We start from the raw sequence: 17,733 nt of genomic DNA, 5'->3' as shown, positions 1-17,733 counted from the left end.
TATGTCCGATACTAAAAACAGTCTGCGCTACCAAGTTAAATCGTATTTAAATACTTGGTTTAACAATCAATTAAAAAAGCGTAAACACAGCGCTCAAACCATCACGTTAAGTCATAAGAATATTTATATATTGCCAAGCAAATTTGGCTTAGCGTACTTGTTTGTTAACTTGTTAGTGTATGTGCTGGGTATTAATTATCAAAACAACCTAGTGATTATGTTTAGCTATTTAATGCTGTCATTTTTATTAGTTAATTTTATCGTTGCCTTTATAAATTTGTATAACTTGAAAATCACACTTTCACATACAAATGCAGGTTATCAACACACAGGGTATTTTGCACAGTTTCATTTTACGAACCGTGATGGCACTACTAGTCTCCAGGTTGAAGGTGAAAATATCCAAAATCAGTTTGTTGATGGTGTTGATGCAAATCTCTTTAAACTAGATGTTCAAGTAAATGAAGTAAAACGAGGTTCACACACATTACCTCGCATAAAACTACTTTCGCGTTACCCATTTGGCTTGGTTACAACGTGGAGTTATTTTGTTTCAGAGGTGAAAACATACATTTACCCTACTCCATTGGCCTTTTCATTTCACCAAGTTAATCAAGCTGAACTTGAATCTGAAACTGATAACAGTAAAACAAGCTTTGCGAGTGAAAACTATCAAGGGGTTCGCCCTTATATTGAAGGTGACAAAGTTAATCGAATATCATGGAAGCATTATGCCAAACATCAAGTACTGGCAACAAAAGACTTTACTGCTGGTAGTTCAAGTGAGTATGAATTTGGCTTAAATACGGTGCCTGGTGATTTAGAACAAAAACTACAACATTTAAGTTACCTCATTACCCATGCAGAGCATGAAAACTTGCGTTACAGTTTGGTGTTACCAAATAATAAGGTTAACCTTGGCAGTGGTAATAAGCACATGAGCGAGTGTTTAGAGAGGTTAAGCGATGTTTAACCATGACAAAGTAAAAAGCTTGTCGGCACTCATTATTGCGATTGTGAGCGCTTTGCTTTTTGATGATTTGGCCCTCTTTTTCGTTGCCACCGTTGCTTTGTTGATTGTATGGGTATTTGCAGAGTGCTACACCAAAGCAAGTGCCCCCACTATGGTAGTAGCTAATATATTAGCTATAGCCTGCACACTTACACTCTTTTTAACCATAGGAATAAGCGAACTCGTTAACTTATTTGTGGCGATGTTATTACAGGCGAATTGCTTAAAGCTATTAATTGCAACCAAGCCTAAGCAAATAAAATCGATAGTGTTAGTTAACTTTTTTATTGCTTGCTGTGTTTTTCTGTTTTACCAATCATTACCTGTAACATTTTTAGTGCTATCGTTATTTTTAATTAATATTACAGCACTTTACTTACTGACAAACCGCAAAAAACTAGTAAGACAAAGTAGTGTTCGTGCTTTTAAACTTTTAGCACTAAGTTTGCCCATTACTTGTGTACTGTTTTTATTTCTACCTAAACTACCAGCATTTTGGCGAATGCCTAGCCTTTCAAGTGCACAAGTTGGCTTATCCGAATCGGTAAACCCATTTAATATATCGGATTTAACAAAATCAGATAAGTTGGCATTTCGTGCGCTATTACCAAGTAATTACCAAGCACCTTACTATTGGCGGGCAATGGTACATGAAGAGTTTGATGGTAAATCATGGAATATTGCCAAATCGGCAGATAACATTTTGCCTTTTACCCAAATTAAAGAGTATGGCAATACGATAAAAATTTATCACGAACAATCGTCATTAAAATGGTTGCCAAGCCTATTCTACAGTAAAGCAAATGCTGCCAATATTGTTACAACAGAAAATGGAAATTTATATCGCGTAAACCCAAACAATCAAAAGTTTAGCTATGAATTTACTGAAATAGAATTAAGCCAACAACTCACGAACAATCAGAGAGTTCGAAATACGCGTCTCCCTACCGAAATAAACATGGCAAGCATCTCTTTGGCAAATCAGCTTAAAGCGCAAGCAAATTCAACAGAAATGTTTATCAATTTATTGGCTCGTTACTATAGCGACAATGGTTTTATATACACCCTAAAACCGCCAATTTATGACGACAAAAATGCTATAGACCAGTTTATATCAGGAAAAGAAGGATTTTGCGGACACTATGCCAGTACAAGTGCGTTTATCTTTCGTGCTGCAGGTATTCCTGCAAGGGTTGTGTCAGGTTATTTAGGCGGAGAATTTTCTGAAAACAACGAATATTTGTCTGTATATCAGTATGATGCCCATGCATGGACAGAAGTTTGGCTTGAAAATAGAGGTTGGGTGAAGTTTGATGCCACTGCCTATGTCGAGCCAGATCGTCTAAATGGCTCATTGTCTCAGTTAGATAATATCCGGAATGAATTTGAAGAAAATATAGGGCTTGGATTAACCAGTCTAAGTCAAATTGCGATATTTAATAAATTACGCATTTATTTGGAGCAACTCGATTATCAGTGGACTGCTTGGGTGTTAGGCTTTGATAACACAGCACAAAAAAAGCTCTTAAAAGAGCTAATGGAAGATGTGAGTGCACTAAAAATAGCAATTATTATTATGTCGTTAATCGGCCTATTTTTACTTACATTCTTAGCATTAAAGCTGTGGCAGCGGCGGATCCGTTATGATGATCCCATTGTTTATTACTTACTTGCATTAGAAAACTATGCAAAAGGCAAAGGGTTAATAAGAAAAGATGGTGAAACGGTTGAGGTGTTTTTAACACGCCTAAGTGAGTTAATTCCTCATCATAAAAAAGATTTAATGAGCTTTTTAATGCTCTATAGCCGCCACCGCTATGGTGGTAAAACACTTAGTAAGGCACAAGTTAAAGTGCTTAAACGTAATGTCAATAATATAAAATATAAGAGACAACTATGAACTCAGTCGTACTCGGCGTTAGTGTAATGCTGATTTTAAGTTTACTACGTATTAATGTGATAGTGGCAATGACAATTGCTGCAATAACAACAGGATTAACCGCAGGACTTGGCCTTGAACAAACACTGCAAGCGTTTAATGATGGTTTGCAAGGTGGTGCAAAAACCGCTCTAAGTTATGCAATGCTCGGTGGTTTTGCCGTGGCAATTGCAAAATCAGGATTGACCGATATTCTTGCAGACAAACTAATAAGCCAAATTAAAGGTGAGCAATCTCGCTACTCTGAACTGTTTATAAAAGCGAGTGTATTATCATTGATTTTATTGGTATCAATTAGCTCGCAAAACTTAATTCCAGTGCATATTGCGTTTATTCCTATTTTAATTCCACCGCTACTTATTATTTTTGATCACTTAAAACTAGACCGACGCGCCATAGCATGCGTTTTAACCTTTGGTTTGGCGACTGCCTATATGGTATTGCCATACGGTTTTGGCGGGATTTTTTTGTATGACATTGTGCACACTAATCTTGAAAAAAATGCGCTAGAAATTGACGCTGCTAGTGTTCCGTTTGCGATGATTATTCCTGCTCTAGGTATGCTAGTTGGTCTTGTAATTGCTGTATTTTTTAGCTATCGCAAAGAGCGTGTTTATCATGAACTACACCAAGGTTCTGAAATTAAACTGCCTAAAAATAAAAGCAAAGTGATTGCTGTGGGTATCATTGCCGTTGCTACTTCGCTTTATGCGCAAACCATTACTAACTCGATGATTTTAGGCGGCCTAATAGGTGTGCTAATTTTTACTATTTTTGGTGTTGTGAAATGGCAAGAATCGTCAGATATTTTCAGTAAAGGTGCGGCAATGATGGCGATGATCGGGTTTATTATGATTTCAGCCCAAGGCTTTGCCTCTGTTATTCAGCAAACAAGTGAAGTTTCAACGCTTGTACAAAGTATTTCGAGTTCAATTGGTGATAGTAAAGCGTTTGCTGCAGCGTTGATTTTAATAATTGGACTATTAATTACAATGGGTATTGGTAGTTCATTTTCAACGGTGCCAATCGTGGCGACAATTATAGTACCACTTGCCATAACACTTGGCTTTTCGCCAATGGCCACTGCTGCTTTAGTGGGTACCGCGGGTGCGTTAGGTGATGCTGGCTCGCCTGCTTCTGACTCAACGCTTGGTCCAACATCAGGTTTAAATGCCGATAATCAACACGACCATATAAAAGACACGGTTATACCAACATTTATACACTTTAACATTCCGTTATTAATATTCGGTTGGATTGCTGCGATGGTATTATAAAAAAAGGCCTAATTAGGCCTTTTTTTACTTATCGAAACTAAAAATCGGGTTAAAAACCCAGGCAGGACCAATAAGTAGAAAACTTAGATCATCAAAGAATGATGGTTTTTTCCCTTCAACCTTATGCCCTACAAATTGAAATATCCAAGCTACAACAAATACTGCAACGGCAATTTCAATCACATAATTTGAAATGCTGTATGCAACGTAAATACATAGCCCAGTAAATAATGACATAACTACACCAAGTTTGACGCTAAGCATAAAGTAAAAAATTAATGCAGCAAGTGAAATAACAGAAAGACTAATTAAGCCGGTTAATCCAGGAATAGCAGTTATAAGGGCAACTACAGAAAAATAGATAAGCGGGACAGCGACTTTGTGGATTTTTATATTGGTGGGATTCTGGTGGCTTTCACCATATAAAGAAAACCATTGTTCAATCGTTTTCATAATTACCTCAGTGTTATTTGTGTTATTAGAATAATTATACTAACAACAGTAATACACTGAGGTTTAAAAAGCCAGTTGCTTGTTAATTGTCAAAACCGTTTAACATTTTGTCGCAAACAACTGGTGTTGGTTTGTGCTCTGCATCAACGGCAACAAAAGTGAAGCTACCTGAAATTGCTTGGTGTTTATCGTCTTTATGCATTGTCTCAAGGTAAATAATTACCTCAACTTTTAAACTCGTATTACCAACATGGACAACCGTTGCGACTAGTTCAGCAAAGCTTCCTGCTGGAATAGCTTCCTTAAAATCAACACGATCAGAAGAGATGGTTACTAAAGGTTTACGACAAAAACGTGTGGCAGCAATAAATGCTACTTCATCCATCCACGCAAGTGCATCACCACCAAATAAGGTGTTGTGATGATTTGTACGACCTGGAAATACCGTTTTAGTTACAGAGGTAACTGAGTCTTTAATACGTTGTTCAATAATATCTTGATATGTCATGATTACTTTTGTTTACTCGCAAGCTGAACTTGCATTAATAGTGCGGGATCTAGGCGAACTTGACCCCAGTTTAAGCGCCAATCTAAATGCGGGCCAGTTACTCGCCCTGTTGCGCCTATTTCAGCGATTTTATCGCCTAATTTTACTTCCTGACCTTTTCTAACATGTAACTTATGTAGGTGAATATAGGTGGTTGTAACACCAAAGCCATGGTCAAGAATTAATGTACCACCTGAGTAGTATAAGTCATTATCGGCAAATACAACTTTGCCAGAAACTGGCGCGTAAATAGGGGTACCCGTTTTATTGGCAATATCTAAGCCAAAGTGTGGACGTTTAGGGGTACCATTAAAATAGCGTTGGCTACCATACACGCCTGAAATGCGGCCTGATGCTGGACGGTATATTGGCGATAAAAAATCTTCTCTATGTGAAAACGTACTTCTCGCTTCTTTTACTGCTTTAGCTTCTTTACGAGTACGCTCTAGCACTGATTTTGGTGGTGAAACATACTTTTTCTCCACCCCAGTGATTTTATCAATGTCATAATCACGCTTGGTAATAATCAGCGGCTGTTTATGCCATTGACCGTCCGCTGTTTGCCAAGAAAGTGTATGCGTTAAGGTTTCATCTCTGCCAAAACCAAATACAAAGTGACCACCAGGTGTAATTGCAAGGCTTGTATCGTTTAATTTAACTTGCTTCACATTATTCAACTGACCGGTGACTAAGCCGCCTTGAGTTAAATGGCCTTTTAATTCAAGGGCACTGACTGAACCAAATACACACAAACTAAGCGCAAGTATTTTTTTAAGCATAAGCAATAGCTCCCTTCCCCACGCCTTCGTACGCAGCAACACGGAAGCTAGACTCTGGATTATCCGTCTTTAAGGTATGCGCAATATGTTGTGCAATGCACTCTACGGTTGAATCAACGGGTAAAATATCAACTACAGCTTCGCTGATGCTCAGCTCAAAATAGCCTTGCGATGAGGTATACGCTGAGTGAACACCATTTTCGATTGGTGATACAAATTTAAGTTGCTCTGCGCTGATGCGATCCTCTTCACTGACAAGATAAATATCTTGCCATTTTTGGCACCATAACTTGTTAAGCCTTGGACTTCGCATACCATTTTCTTCAATTTCAATGGTGCTGCGGTGACCGTGAATGATACGCTGACAATTACCATCATGTTTTTTAAGACCATGACTATAGTGATAATAAAACCCATTGGTATGCTCTGGTCTTAAATTGAGCACAATTTTACTCACGTTTTTCGGTAATTGAGGCAAAATTGTGTCTTCTAAAAACTGCTTTACACTTGCTTCATTTATCTTGTCTGTATCAATTAAGCAAAAAGCTTGATGCGGCGAACTTACTGCAAGCTGATGATCACCAAATGAAAAATTAACATTTGTCTGCTCACCAGAATTGGCAATAACCGCATCGCCTTTTGTCGCAATGGCCAACTTATGATCAATCACATCATCAATAATGCGCTTAACTTGTTTTTTTACTAACGAGAAATCAAGCACCATAGATTCTTCATTAAGATCACCATGCATTTCAAGGTCGACAATCCAGCTTTCGCCAAGCGGACCTCGTTTGTCACAAAGGTAAGAAAAATCAATAACAGTTAAGTCTTTTACAAATAAAATCATAGATAAGCTGCGCTTTTTAACAATGCTGTAATTATAAAGGGATAACTTCGCTATTAGTAGCAAATTGTTGGAATTCAACTGTTCGGAGTTGTTTGGCGTACAAGTGTAAGCTAAAGTAGCCGGAAAAATTTACAAAGAAAGAAGTTATGGAACAGAAAAACAGTTATAACAAAGCCGAATTAGAAGCATGTGGTCGTGGTGAAATGTTTGGTGAAGGCAACTGCCGCCTCCCTTCAGATAATATGCTTATGATGGATCGTATCATCAATATCACCGATGAAGGTGGCGAATATGGTAAAGGTGAAATCGTTGCAGAACTTGATATCGACCCTAGCCTGTGGTTTTTTGACTGTCACTTTAAAGGTGACCCAGTAATGCCAGGTTGTTTAGGCCTTGATGCTATGTGGCAATTAGTGGGCTTTTTCTTAGGTTGGTCAGGTGGTCCAGGTCTTGGTCGTGCTTTAGGTGTAGGCGAAGTTAAATTTACTGGCCAAATCTTACCAACAGCTAAAAAAGTAACATATCGTTTAAATATGAAACGTGTTATTAAGCGCAAATTATTTATGGGTCTTGCAGATGGTACGGTAGAAGTTGATGGCCGTGTAATTTATGAAGCAAAAGATTTAAAAGTTGGTCTTTTCCAAGATACAAGCGCGTTTTAATTTAAAACGTGCGCATACAAAAACGCCCACTTTATGTGGGCGTTGACTCCTAAAACTATGATTTAAACATTGTGCGATCTTCCATCGCTTCTCGCCATCCACCGAGCCATTGAGATCTTGGGTCAATATTGTCATACGGACACATTTCTTTGGAACGACCTGCTAGGCCTGCTTTATAACCTTGAGAATGTGCTCTTTCTAAACGATCTCTTTTTTGTCTCTTCATAGGTAATGTCCTCACCTTTTTTATTAAACTAATTGGATGTTGAAGTTGGGCCTGTGCCCTAAAACCAATAACTTAAAATTAGTAACGAAAACCGTTACAGCTAAGGGTGTTTAACATTTCCTTGTTAGCAACCGTGCTAACAAATGGAAGTGCTCTACATAGATTTAAGTTGCTCCTTAATTACATATTGAGATAGTAAATTGGCTTAAAAGCCACATGTCTAGAAGACCATATTTATAAGGTTAGATCAAACATTCGATCCGTGCTAGATAGAATAAACATGACAAATGTATGAAGATTTAATTGCATATTTAGGAAAACAATGCAGATTAATATAAATAGGAAAATTATTTTTTAATGAAATGAATTTAAGCGAATAAATATTTTTATTTGTGTTTTTTTCAAAACAATTTTTGAACTTTATTAATTGCGTTTATCTCTTTGATTTTCAAGGAATTGTTTTGGGTTTTTCGGGTAGTAATAGCTAGGGTGTTGATCACAAAGAGAAAACTCTCGGGTGTTCTTATACGGTAGCTTCATAAAGCCTGCAACGCCCACATCACGAATGCGAACAATGTTCGACATAATGCGATTAAGTAAGTTTTCAAACAGTCCTTTTTTAGCGGGTTCTAACAATCGATAATAATAATGCACTTTGATACGTTCAGGCAGTGATTCAATAATAATACAGCCTGTATGATGAATTTGGTTTAATCCAAATACCGCTTTTAGAATTTCATTAGGTAGAGTCAATTGCTCGTCTGGATCTTTACCATCTTCAAAATAACTGTGTGGCCTGACAATTTCGCTATCTGGCATTTCAGAGACTGAATATTTTAAGGTGGGTAATTCATCAAAAATAAGTGCCCCCTCTTGGTCTCGCTCAAGTTGAATTGTCTGCCTTGCATCGAATAAACAACACTTAAATAACCCTTTTTGCTTTATGCCCTGAGCAATACGAATGGTGTTATTAACTGCTTGCGTAAACGCTTTCCGGTAAGTTTCATCGTGCAGTACCAAATTAGATTCAACATACAGATTATCTTCACGCCATTGATAGCTTAAGCCCCCTACCACTGGGTATTTTGCTAATCTGGAGATAGACGCTAAAAAGGCCTTTTCAGTATCACCCATATCCACTAAAAACTCTCTGTAGTATCTATCTAACTGTGCATCTTCAACCTTAGCTAACTGTTTTTCACTGTCTGCTTGACGTAAAAATTGTTTTCGCGAACTGTACACTACAGTATCCGGCGTATCATCAAATGGATGGTGCCAAAATGGAATAAGCGGTTTATCTTGATGAAGGGTTAAATCAGGCAAATAACTTTTGGCAATTTTGGGCATATTTTTAATAAAATAATCGCCCGATAAGTCTCGCGTTGTTTTATCTTTACTCAGCATGCCATCAATAATACTGGCAAACTCAACCGGTAAGCCTAAACTTTTAGCGGGTAAGATTTGATTACCAAAACGACATGATTGTGCAGACGCTAACGCATAAAGTGTAGATGCTACACCTTGTTCATCAAAACGCGGCGAGGATTTAGCACCCGACATCTGCTCATCACCAATAAAATAAACATCGCCCATGCGTGCATTTGAATAATTGGCATCATGGCTCATTAAATCCATCATATTGGCTGCAACGGGATTACCAAAACCGTCTTCTTGCGCAAACACACTTGAGCCCCAATCAACTAACGAAAACTGGTTTGTGGTTTCATCCCACACAATATTAGAAGGTTTAATATCACCGTGTACTATAGGCTGTTCTGTAAAGCCGGTTTTATGATTGCGAAGGGCCAGCAATATATTGCGAAGTTCAAGTGCCAGATTTACCAAAAAAGGCACTGATACACGGCCATGCTGTAAACTCACTTGTTCAAGGTTATCGCCTTTGGCATAAGCCATCATTAAAATGCCCTGCTTTTTGATGCGCTCAAACGCATAAAACTCTGGCACCATAGGGTTTTTCACTTGAGAAAGCATATAGCCTTCATCTTCTAAGCGGTCCCGAACACTTTGTGCAAGGGTAATACGTGAAAACTTAAATACGCAATCCTTACCTTGAGTATTGGTGCCAACAAACACAAAACCAAATGCGCCTGAGCCAATCACTTTAACATCATGGTAGCCAAGTTTTTCAAGCTGCTTTTCGCAAATTTTTAGCCATTGCTTATGTTTTTTAGCATCAATGTGTGAAAGCAAATAAATTGATTGCTCTTCATTGATATAAAAATTACGAATGGCTTTAGACATGAAAGGAAATACACTGATTTTTTATTGATTATAAAGAAAAAAACGAGTGAAAGACCACTCGTTTTTAGATTTAAACACGCTTTAGTGGTTAGAAAGTGATGCCACCATCAATTTCCATTACGCGGCCTGTTACAAACTCATTTTCAAAAATAAAGTTTGCTGTATGTGCGATCTCTTCAGCCTCACCTAAACGACCAACAGGTTTCATTTTAAGTAAACGCTCTTTCGCTTCAGGTTTCATTGCATCTGTCATTGCGGTGCGAATAACTCCTGGTGCAATCGCAGCCACACGAATACCATAACGGCCTAATTCACGCGCCCAAGTGGTAGTCATTGCAACAACGCCCGCTTTTGAAGCTGCGTAATTGGTTTGCCCCATATTGCCAGCACGCGCCACACTCGACATATTAATAATAACGCCTTTATTACCATTATTAACCATATGGTTTGCCGCTTCACGGCCACATAGAAATACACCTGTTAGATTAACGTCAATGACCGATTGGAACTGCCCTAGTGACATTTTTTTGGCCACTTTGCCCTCTTTGACTTTTAAAAATAAGCCATCACGTAAAATGCCTGCGTTATTTACTAAGCCATCAATCTGACCAAAATCGCTATTAATTTGGTTAAAGGTGTCTTCAACTTCTTGCTCTTGCGTTACATTACATACGTAAGTGCGAATAACGCCCGTTGTGGTGCCTAATTCAGATTTCGCATTTGCAAGCATCTCTTCTTGCATATCAATAAGTGCAATACTCGCGCCTTTATCTGCAAAATGTTTTGCCATCGCAAGCCCTAAACCTTGCGCACCTCCGGTAATAACAATGTTTTTACCATTTACTTGCATATCATGAATCCTTATTAAACAACTTAAAGATTGAAGAGAAATCGAGATTACCCATCTCTTGATTTTGCATTAACTGATATAAGCTTTGCGATAAACGGCCAAGTGGTACATTTGATTGACTGCTGTTTGCAGTATCCATCGCAAGGCCAAGATCTTTTGCCATTAAATCAACCATAAAGCCACCTTTATAGTCATTTGAACTTGGCACATTTTCAAGCACATTCGGGCAAGGGTTATATAATTCTAACGTCCAGTTACGGCCAGAACTTTGCAGCATAATGTCTGACAAAACTTTAGGATCAAGACCATTATCGATACCCATTTGAAGTGCTTCGCTGGTTCCGGCCATTAAAATAGCAAGTAGCATGTTATTACAGATTTTAGCTACCTGACCTGCACCGTGGTCGCCCGCATGAAAAATGTTTTTACCCATATCAGCTAGTACGGTTTTAGCATTTTCAAATTCAGTAACGCTACCGCCAACGATAAAGGTTAATGTGCCATTCGTTGCGCCAGCAACACCACCAGAAACAGGTGCATCTACAAAACTAACGCCGCGTTTGGCAAGCTCGCTTGCAACAAATTTAGCCGTATCTGCATCAATGGTGCTGCAATCAATCACTTGTGTATTATTTGTAAGTGCTGCGCCTACACCGTTTTCATCTAAATAAATTGACTTAACGTGTTTGCCTGCAGGTAGCATGGTAATGACAAAGTCTTTTTCTTCAGCACAAGCTAAGGCTGTTGTGGCGCTATTAGCACCTTTTTCAACCAGTTCAGACACTGCTGAATCATTTAAATCAAATACCGTAACTGCATGACCCGCTTTAACAAGGTTTGCAGCCATTGGGCCGCCCATATTACCTAAACCAATAAATCCAATATTTGCCATGATTATTCCTATAAATCCGTTAGTGGATGCCCGTTTGGCCATTCAACATTAAAGAATGATTCAATCACATCGCTATCTACATTGCTGATGGCGTCAAATTGCCATTTAGGCGCATTGTCTTTATCAATGAGTAATGCACGCACACCTTCTTTAAATTCACCAAGCTGACCACAGCGTACACTCATGCCAAGCTCCATTTGAAAGCAGCTTTTTAGTGATATGCCATTTGCTCGCTTAAGCTGTTGATATACTAGATGTGCACTCAGTGGGCTACCATGTGAAAGACCTTTTTGCGCGCGCGTGAGCCATTTATCGTCTGTTTCAAACGATAAAATGGCATCTACTTTATCGGCAAGTGCGTCAACTTCTGCCATTGCAGCAAATACTGCGTTGTGCGATTCAACATTGGCTCGCAGGTCAATATCACTTTTCGCATTAAACGCTGTTAATAAATGACTTAATGCCTGATGGTTTTCATCCGCATTGGTTGACCATTTTGTACTTATAAGTGAATCTATTAACTCACTTTTGAACTGATGTTCAATTACGGTATCGCCTAAACCAATATAAAGTGCATCAAGGGCATTCACCGATGCACCGGTTAATCCTAAAAATAAGCCTACTTGCGTTGGCATTTTATTTAGAAAATAGCTGCCACCGACGTCTGGGTATAAACCAATGGTAATTTCAGGCATAGCGATACGCGAGGATTCAGTTAACACACGGTGTGATGCACCAGCCATTAAACCAAGGCCGCCACCCATAATAATGCCGTTACCCCACACACAGAGTGGTTTTGCATAATTATGAATAAGGTAATCTAAACGATACTCTTTAGTGAAAAACGTCTCGATGTAATTGCTTGGCTCGCCGGTATGCATTGCATTGTACAAGCTAACTACATCACCACCGGCGCAAAACGCTTTATCGCCCGCACCTTGTAACAGCACCATGCTAACCTTTTCATCACTTTGCCAATCAAGTAACTGGTTATAAAGCAGCTCAATCATTTCAAGATTAAGCGCATTAAGTGCCTTTTCAACGTTTAAGGTTGCGATACCGATAACAAAGCCGTTATCGGTGTTTTTTGTTTCAAACGTGACAACAGCCATTAGCCGTTCACCCAGTTTGCTTTGCGTTTTTCTAAAAAGGCATTCACGCCTTCTTTTTGATCTTGCGTATCAAATAGGTTGATGAAAAGTTCACGTTCAAGTGGTAACGCAGAAGTCATAGTGCCTGAGCGGCTATGTTGGATCAGTGATTTACACGCAGCAACCGAAGTTGGGCTTTGTTCTTCAACTTGTTTTGCAAGCGCAATTGCTTTATCAAATGCTTCACCTTTGCCAACCACTTCTTCTACAAGGCCAATATTATGGGCTTTTTCGGCAGTTAATCGCTCACCACATAATATCATGCGTTTCGCCCAGCCTTCACCTACCAGCCATGCAAGGTTTTGCGTACCGCCAGCACAAGGTAATAAACCCACTTTTGCTTCAGGCAATGCCATTTGCGCTTGTTCTTCAGCAATCCGTAAATCACATGCAAGCGCTACTTCTAAGCCGCCACCCATGGCATAACCGTTAATCGCTGCAATAGATACACCACGGAAGTTACTTAACGCTTCAAACGCCTGGCCAAAAATAATTGACATTTCAGCGGCAACGCCTTTATCGCCACTTGAAAATAGGTTTAGGTCAGCGCCAGCTGAGAAGAATTTTTCACCTTCCCCTGTGATCACAAGCGAATACACATCTTTATTGTTATTCAGATCAGCGACCATATCTCGAAGTTGCGTTAGTGTTTCTTTGGTCCACGTATTTGCCGGTGGATTAGACATAGTAACAACTGCGATATGACCTTCAATCGATAATTTGATTTGTGCGCTCATTGTGCTCTCCTTACAGAATCTCTTGTGAACCTTCAGCTAAAATACGACGACCAATAATTAGGCGCATAATCTCGTTGGTGCCCTCTAAAATTTGGTGTACACGAACGTCACGGAAATGGCGCTCTAACGGGTATTCTTTGATATAACCGTAGCCACCGTGAAGTTGCAGTGCATCGTCACATACTTTAAATCCAACATCGGTTGCATAGCGTTTTGCCATAGCACAATACGTAGTGCGCTCAGGATCTTTTTCATCTAATTTAAATGCAGCAAGGCGTACCATTTGGCGGGCAGCTACAAGCTCTGTATTCATATCAGCAAGTTTAAATTGCAGTGCTTGGAATGCTGCTAATGGTTTGCCAAATTGCTTACGCTCAAGCATGTATTCTTTTGCTGTGTTAAGTGCTTGCTGCGCGGTACCAATTGAACAGGTCGCGATATTAATACGGCCGCCATCTAAGCCCATCATGGCAAATTTAAAGCCTTCGCCTTCTTGACCAAGTAAGTTTTGTTTTGGAATACGCACACCATCAAACGAAATAAGACGTGTCGGTTGGGCGTTCCAACCCATTTTTTCTTCTGCTTTACCGTATTCAATACCCGCCGCGTTTGCATCAACAACAAACGCCGAAATACCTTTCGGGCCATCTTCACCAGTGCGCGCCATTACTACTAATAAATCGGTTTCGCCTGCGCCTGAAATGAACATTTTTGAACCAGAAATAACGTATTCATCCCCTTCTAAAACCGCTTTCGTTTTAAGAGATGCAGCATCTGAACCTGAACCTGGCTCTGTTAAACAATACGATGCAAGCAATTGACCCATCACAAGCTCATCACAATACTGTGCTTTAACTTCATCAGTACCAAAACTTGCGATCATCCAAGTAGCCATATTGTGAATGGTTAACATCGCGGTCGTTGCAGTACATCCCATAGCCAGTTGTTCGAAAATAATGCTCGAATCAAGACGCGATAAACCAAGGCCGCCAGCTTCTTCTGGTGTATATAAACCACAGAAACCCAGTTCACCCGCTTTTTGGATTACGTCTTTTGGAAAAATATGTTCTTGATCCCACTTTCCCGCATTTGGTAGTAATTCGCTCATAGCAAACTGTTTAGCGGTTTCTGCAAACGCTTGTTGATCTTCAGTTAGATTAAAATTCATAGTCACCCCTTTGAACGGCAGATAAGGCAAACGCCTTATCGTAGGTTGATACTCATATTTGGACCGGTTGCGATATCATCTTCAAACCAGCGTGCAGTAATTGTTTTAGTCTCAGTGTAAAAACGAACACCTTGTTTACCATAGGTGTGTTGGTCGCCATAGAATGAACCTTTCCAACCCGTAAATGAGAAGAAAGGAAGTGGAACCGGAATTGGCACATTAATACCTACTTGGCCAACTTCAATTTCATGCTGGAATTTACGTGCTGCCGCACCGCAAGCGGTAAATAAAGACGTACCATTACCGTATGGGCTTTCGTTGATGATTTGGATTGCTTCTTCTAATGTATCAACGCAAATACACGCAAGCACAGGGCCGAAAATTTCTTCTTTGTATAAGTCCATTTCGCGCGTTACATCAGTAAATAACGTTGGGCCTACCCAGTTACCTTTGTCATAACCTTCAACAACAAAGTCAGAGCCGTCAATTAAACAGGTTGCACCTTGCGCTTTACCACTTTCGATAATTGATAAAATGCGTGCTTTTGCTTGTGGCGATGTTTGTGGGCCATAGGCAGCTTTAGGGTCATTCCAAACGCCAGGACGTACTTTTGTAAATTCTTCTTTTAATTCGTTAATCCACTCTTTTGATTGACCAACAAATACAGCAACTGAAATACCCATACAGCGCTGACCAGCCGCACCAACCGATGCACCAACAAGGTTTGAAATGGCACGCTCTTTTTTCGCATCAGGCATAATTACCATGTGGTTTTTAGCACCAACACAGGCTTGAACACGTTTAAGATTCGCTGTACCACGTGAATAGATGTACTCACCAACACCACATGAACCAACAAATGAAATTGCACGTACACTTGGCTCATCTAAAATACGGTCTACTTGGTGTTTTGTACCATGAATAACCTGTAATACACCTTTAGGTGCACCCGCTTCTTCAAACAGTTCAACTAAACGCATTGGTGTAAGCGGATCTTGCTCAGACGGTTTTAAAATAAAGGTATTACCGCAAACAATCGCCATTGGGAACATCCAAAGTGGGATCATCGCAGGAAAGTTAAATGGTGTAATACCAGCACACACACCAAGTGGCTGCATATACGAATAGGTATCGATATTGCGCGCTACGTTTTCAACGGTTTCACCCATCATTAATGCAGGCGCGTTAGCTGCTTGTTCAACGACTTCAATACCACGCCACACATCACCTTTTGCATCTTCAAAGGTTTTGCCTAATTCGTGGCAAATAATGGTTGCTAGTTCGTCATGGTGTTCTTTTAAAAGTGTTGCGTAACGCATCATAATACGTGCACGCTCTGTTACTGGAACATCTTTCCACGTTTTAAACGTTTCTTTAGCAGAGGCAATCGCTTCATCAATTTCGCTGTCTGTTGCCAATGGCACTTGCGCCAATACTTCTTGGTTAGCTGGGTTTACAACATCTAACCATTCATTTGATTCCGATTGGCGCATTTCGCCATTAATATATAAAGGAACCTTTACCATTATTCTTCTCCCCAAATAAAAAAGGCGCATAATCGCGCCTTCAATTTTAATTATTTTACTTCGATTGCCATTGCAACCGCTTCACCACCACCAATACACAGTGATGCCACGCCTTTATTTAGGCCACGGTTTTTAAGGGCATGAATAAGCGTTACTAAAATACGCGCGCCACTTGCACCGATTGGGTGACCAAGTGCACATGCACCGCCATTCACGTTTACTTTATTGTTATCAAGTTGCATTTCGTTAATAGCAAGCATAGTTACCATGGCAAATGCTTCATTAATTTCCCAAAGATCAACGTCTTCTTTTGACCAGCCAGCTTTGTCTAACACTTTTTCCATCGCACCAATTGGCGCTGTCGTAAATTCAGCTGGAATATGTGAATTTGTCGCATGTGCTTTAATTTCACAAAGAGGTGTTAAACCAAGTTCTGCTGCTTTTGACGCTTTCATTAAAACAAGTGACGCAGCACCGTCAGAAATAGACGATGAGTTTGCTGCTGTAATGGTGCCATCTTTTGCGAATGCAGCACGTAGGCTTGGAATTTTCTCAGGACGCGCATTACCTGGCTGCTCATCAATTGCTACTGTCACATCACCTTTACGGCTTGAATAGGTATGTGGCGCAATTTCAGCTTCAAATGCACCACTTTCAATTGCAGCGTTGGCTTTAGAAAGAGATGAAATGGCAAACGCATCCATATCGTCACGGGTTAAGCCATACTTATCAGCTGTTTCTTGTGCAAAGCAGCCCATTGCTTTGTTGTCGTATGCATCTTCTAAACCATCGGCCATCATATGATCTTTAATTTCACCATGACCCATACGGAAACCGCCTCGGGCTTTTGGTAAGAAGTAAGGTGCGTTACTCATGCTTTCCATACCGCCAGCAACGGCAACGTTAATGCTGTCTGCTTTAATTAAGTCATGGGCTAACATCGCTGCTTTTAAGCCAGAGCCACATACTTTATTGATGGTTGTTGCGCCTGTTGCTAAATTAAGACCTGCTTTTATCATTGCTTGACGTGCAGGTGCTTGGCCAAGACCTGCAGGTAATACACAGCCCATAATGACTTCGTCAATCATATCAACGTTTAGATTACAGGTTTCGATACTGCTTTTAATTGCTGTAGCACCTAAATCAGTTGCATTTACCGATGATAAAGCACCCATAAAACCGCCCATTGCAGTGCGTTTTGCACTCACAATTACTACCGGATCGATTTGAGAATTTTCAACAGACATTTGTTATCTCCAAAATTTATATGTTTTCAGCATACATAAAAATTACGTTTACGCAAACGTAAATCTAGATGTCATACCTTTTATTGTGTTAAGAAATAATGACAATGAAGGGTAATTATGTAATGAAATTAAGGCAGAAACTCTGAAATACAATGCAT

The 17,733-nt window shown here is 39.7% G+C and carries 17 protein-coding genes; 4 read left to right on the top strand and 13 right to left on the bottom strand.

The window, feature by feature from the left end; all coding sequences use genetic code 11:
- Position 1: 1 nt before the first annotated feature.
- From ON073_RS04675 to ON073_RS04665, 3 genes are read left to right on the top strand one after another with little or no spacing between them, the layout of a single operon-like run.
- Positions 2 to 973 (top strand): DUF58 domain-containing protein, encoded by a 972-nt coding sequence (locus tag ON073_RS04675; RefSeq protein ID WP_274760699.1) that lies wholly within the window; start codon positions 2 to 4, stop codon positions 971 to 973.
- Positions 966 to 2,912 (top strand): transglutaminase family protein, encoded by a 1,947-nt coding sequence (locus ON073_RS04670; RefSeq protein ID WP_274760698.1) that lies wholly within the window; start codon positions 966 to 968, stop codon positions 2,910 to 2,912. The genes ON073_RS04675 and ON073_RS04670 overlap by 8 nt, the downstream gene beginning before the upstream one ends.
- Positions 2,909 to 4,228 carry a Na+/H+ antiporter family protein gene (locus ON073_RS04665; RefSeq protein ID WP_274760697.1) on the top strand — a complete coding sequence of 440 codons (1,320 nt, stop codon included), beginning with the start codon at positions 2,909 to 2,911 and terminating at the stop codon, positions 4,226 to 4,228. The genes ON073_RS04670 and ON073_RS04665 overlap by 4 nt, the downstream gene beginning before the upstream one ends.
- Before the next feature lie 24 nt (positions 4,229 to 4,252).
- On the opposite strand, the gene ON073_RS04660 is transcribed toward ON073_RS04665, so the two are convergent.
- The 4 genes from ON073_RS04660 to ON073_RS04645 form a co-directional block, all read right to left on the bottom strand.
- Entirely contained in the window at positions 4,253 to 4,681 is a 429-nt protein-coding gene (locus ON073_RS04660) for an Mpo1 family 2-hydroxy fatty acid dioxygenase (RefSeq protein WP_274760696.1), read from the bottom strand.
- Between the two features lie 82 nt (positions 4,682 to 4,763).
- On the bottom strand, positions 4,764 to 5,189 hold the full coding sequence (locus ON073_RS04655) for an acyl-CoA thioesterase (protein ID WP_274760695.1): 426 nt from the start codon (positions 5,187 to 5,189) through the stop codon (positions 4,764 to 4,766).
- 2 nt (positions 5,190 to 5,191) lie between these two features.
- Positions 5,192 to 6,007: a M23 family metallopeptidase gene (locus tag ON073_RS04650; RefSeq protein ID WP_274760694.1), complete on the bottom strand. Its 816-nt coding sequence runs from the start codon at positions 6,005 to 6,007 to the stop codon at positions 5,192 to 5,194.
- The gene (locus ON073_RS04645) at positions 6,000 to 6,854 is read right to left on the bottom strand and encodes a 6-carboxytetrahydropterin synthase (protein ID WP_274760693.1); all 855 of its coding nucleotides are present in this window, start codon (positions 6,852 to 6,854) and stop codon (positions 6,000 to 6,002) included. The genes ON073_RS04650 and ON073_RS04645 overlap by 8 nt, the downstream gene beginning before the upstream one ends.
- 146 nt (positions 6,855 to 7,000) lie before the next feature.
- Here ON073_RS04645 and fabA point away from each other — a divergent pair, with 146 nt between their 5' ends.
- On the top strand, positions 7,001 to 7,516 hold the full coding sequence (gene fabA / locus ON073_RS04640) for a 3-hydroxyacyl-[acyl-carrier-protein] dehydratase FabA (RefSeq protein ID WP_038641595.1): 516 nt from the start codon (positions 7,001 to 7,003) through the stop codon (positions 7,514 to 7,516).
- Positions 7,517 to 7,571: 55 nt separating this feature from the next.
- Here fabA and rmf read toward each other — a convergent pair whose 3' ends face one another.
- The 9 genes from rmf to ON073_RS04595 all read right to left on the bottom strand — a co-directional run bounded on the left by rmf (position 7,572) and on the right by ON073_RS04595 (position 17,575).
- Complete coding sequence (gene rmf / locus ON073_RS04635) at positions 7,572 to 7,742, bottom strand: ribosome modulation factor (protein ID WP_010560105.1); 171 nt, start codon at positions 7,740 to 7,742, stop codon at positions 7,572 to 7,574.
- A gap of 423 nt (positions 7,743 to 8,165) precedes the next feature.
- Positions 8,166 to 10,004, bottom strand: a complete 1,839-nt coding sequence (locus tag ON073_RS04630) for a protein kinase domain-containing protein (RefSeq protein WP_274760692.1) — start codon at positions 10,002 to 10,004, stop codon at positions 8,166 to 8,168.
- A gap of 88 nt (positions 10,005 to 10,092) precedes the next feature.
- Positions 10,093 to 10,854 carry an SDR family oxidoreductase gene (locus ON073_RS04625; protein WP_274760691.1) on the bottom strand — a complete coding sequence of 254 codons (762 nt, stop codon included), beginning with the start codon at positions 10,852 to 10,854 and terminating at the stop codon, positions 10,093 to 10,095.
- Position 10,855: 1 nt separating this feature from the next.
- Positions 10,856 to 11,752, bottom strand: coding sequence for a 3-hydroxyisobutyrate dehydrogenase (gene mmsB / locus ON073_RS04620; protein WP_199775882.1), 897 nt, complete (start codon positions 11,750 to 11,752; stop codon positions 10,856 to 10,858).
- Between the two features lie 2 nt (positions 11,753 to 11,754).
- A complete protein-coding gene (locus ON073_RS04615) occupies positions 11,755 to 12,858 on the bottom strand; it encodes an enoyl-CoA hydratase/isomerase family protein (RefSeq protein WP_274760690.1) in 1,104 nt (367 codons plus the stop codon).
- Entirely contained in the window at positions 12,858 to 13,634 is a 777-nt protein-coding gene (locus ON073_RS04610; protein WP_274760689.1) for an enoyl-CoA hydratase, read from the bottom strand. Before ON073_RS04610 ends, ON073_RS04615 begins: the two co-directional genes overlap by 1 nt.
- 10 nt (positions 13,635 to 13,644) lie before the next feature.
- Entirely contained in the window at positions 13,645 to 14,802 is a 1,158-nt protein-coding gene (locus ON073_RS04605; protein ID WP_010560111.1) for an acyl-CoA dehydrogenase family protein, read from the bottom strand.
- Positions 14,803 to 14,837: 35 nt separating this feature from the next.
- Positions 14,838 to 16,328, bottom strand: a complete 1,491-nt coding sequence (locus ON073_RS04600; RefSeq protein WP_274760687.1) for a CoA-acylating methylmalonate-semialdehyde dehydrogenase — start codon at positions 16,326 to 16,328, stop codon at positions 14,838 to 14,840.
- Positions 16,329 to 16,378: 50 nt separating this feature from the next.
- The gene (locus ON073_RS04595; protein WP_274760686.1) at positions 16,379 to 17,575 is read right to left on the bottom strand and encodes an acetyl-CoA C-acyltransferase; all 1,197 of its coding nucleotides are present in this window, start codon (positions 17,573 to 17,575) and stop codon (positions 16,379 to 16,381) included.
- Positions 17,576 to 17,733 lie beyond the last annotated feature (158 nt).

This window comes from Pseudoalteromonas sp. G4 (assembly GCF_028875915.1).
Classification (GTDB): domain Bacteria; phylum Pseudomonadota; class Gammaproteobacteria; order Enterobacterales; family Alteromonadaceae; genus Pseudoalteromonas.
The sequence above is the reverse complement of the archived record's forward strand: the minus strand, read 5'-3'. Positions and strand labels throughout refer to the sequence as shown.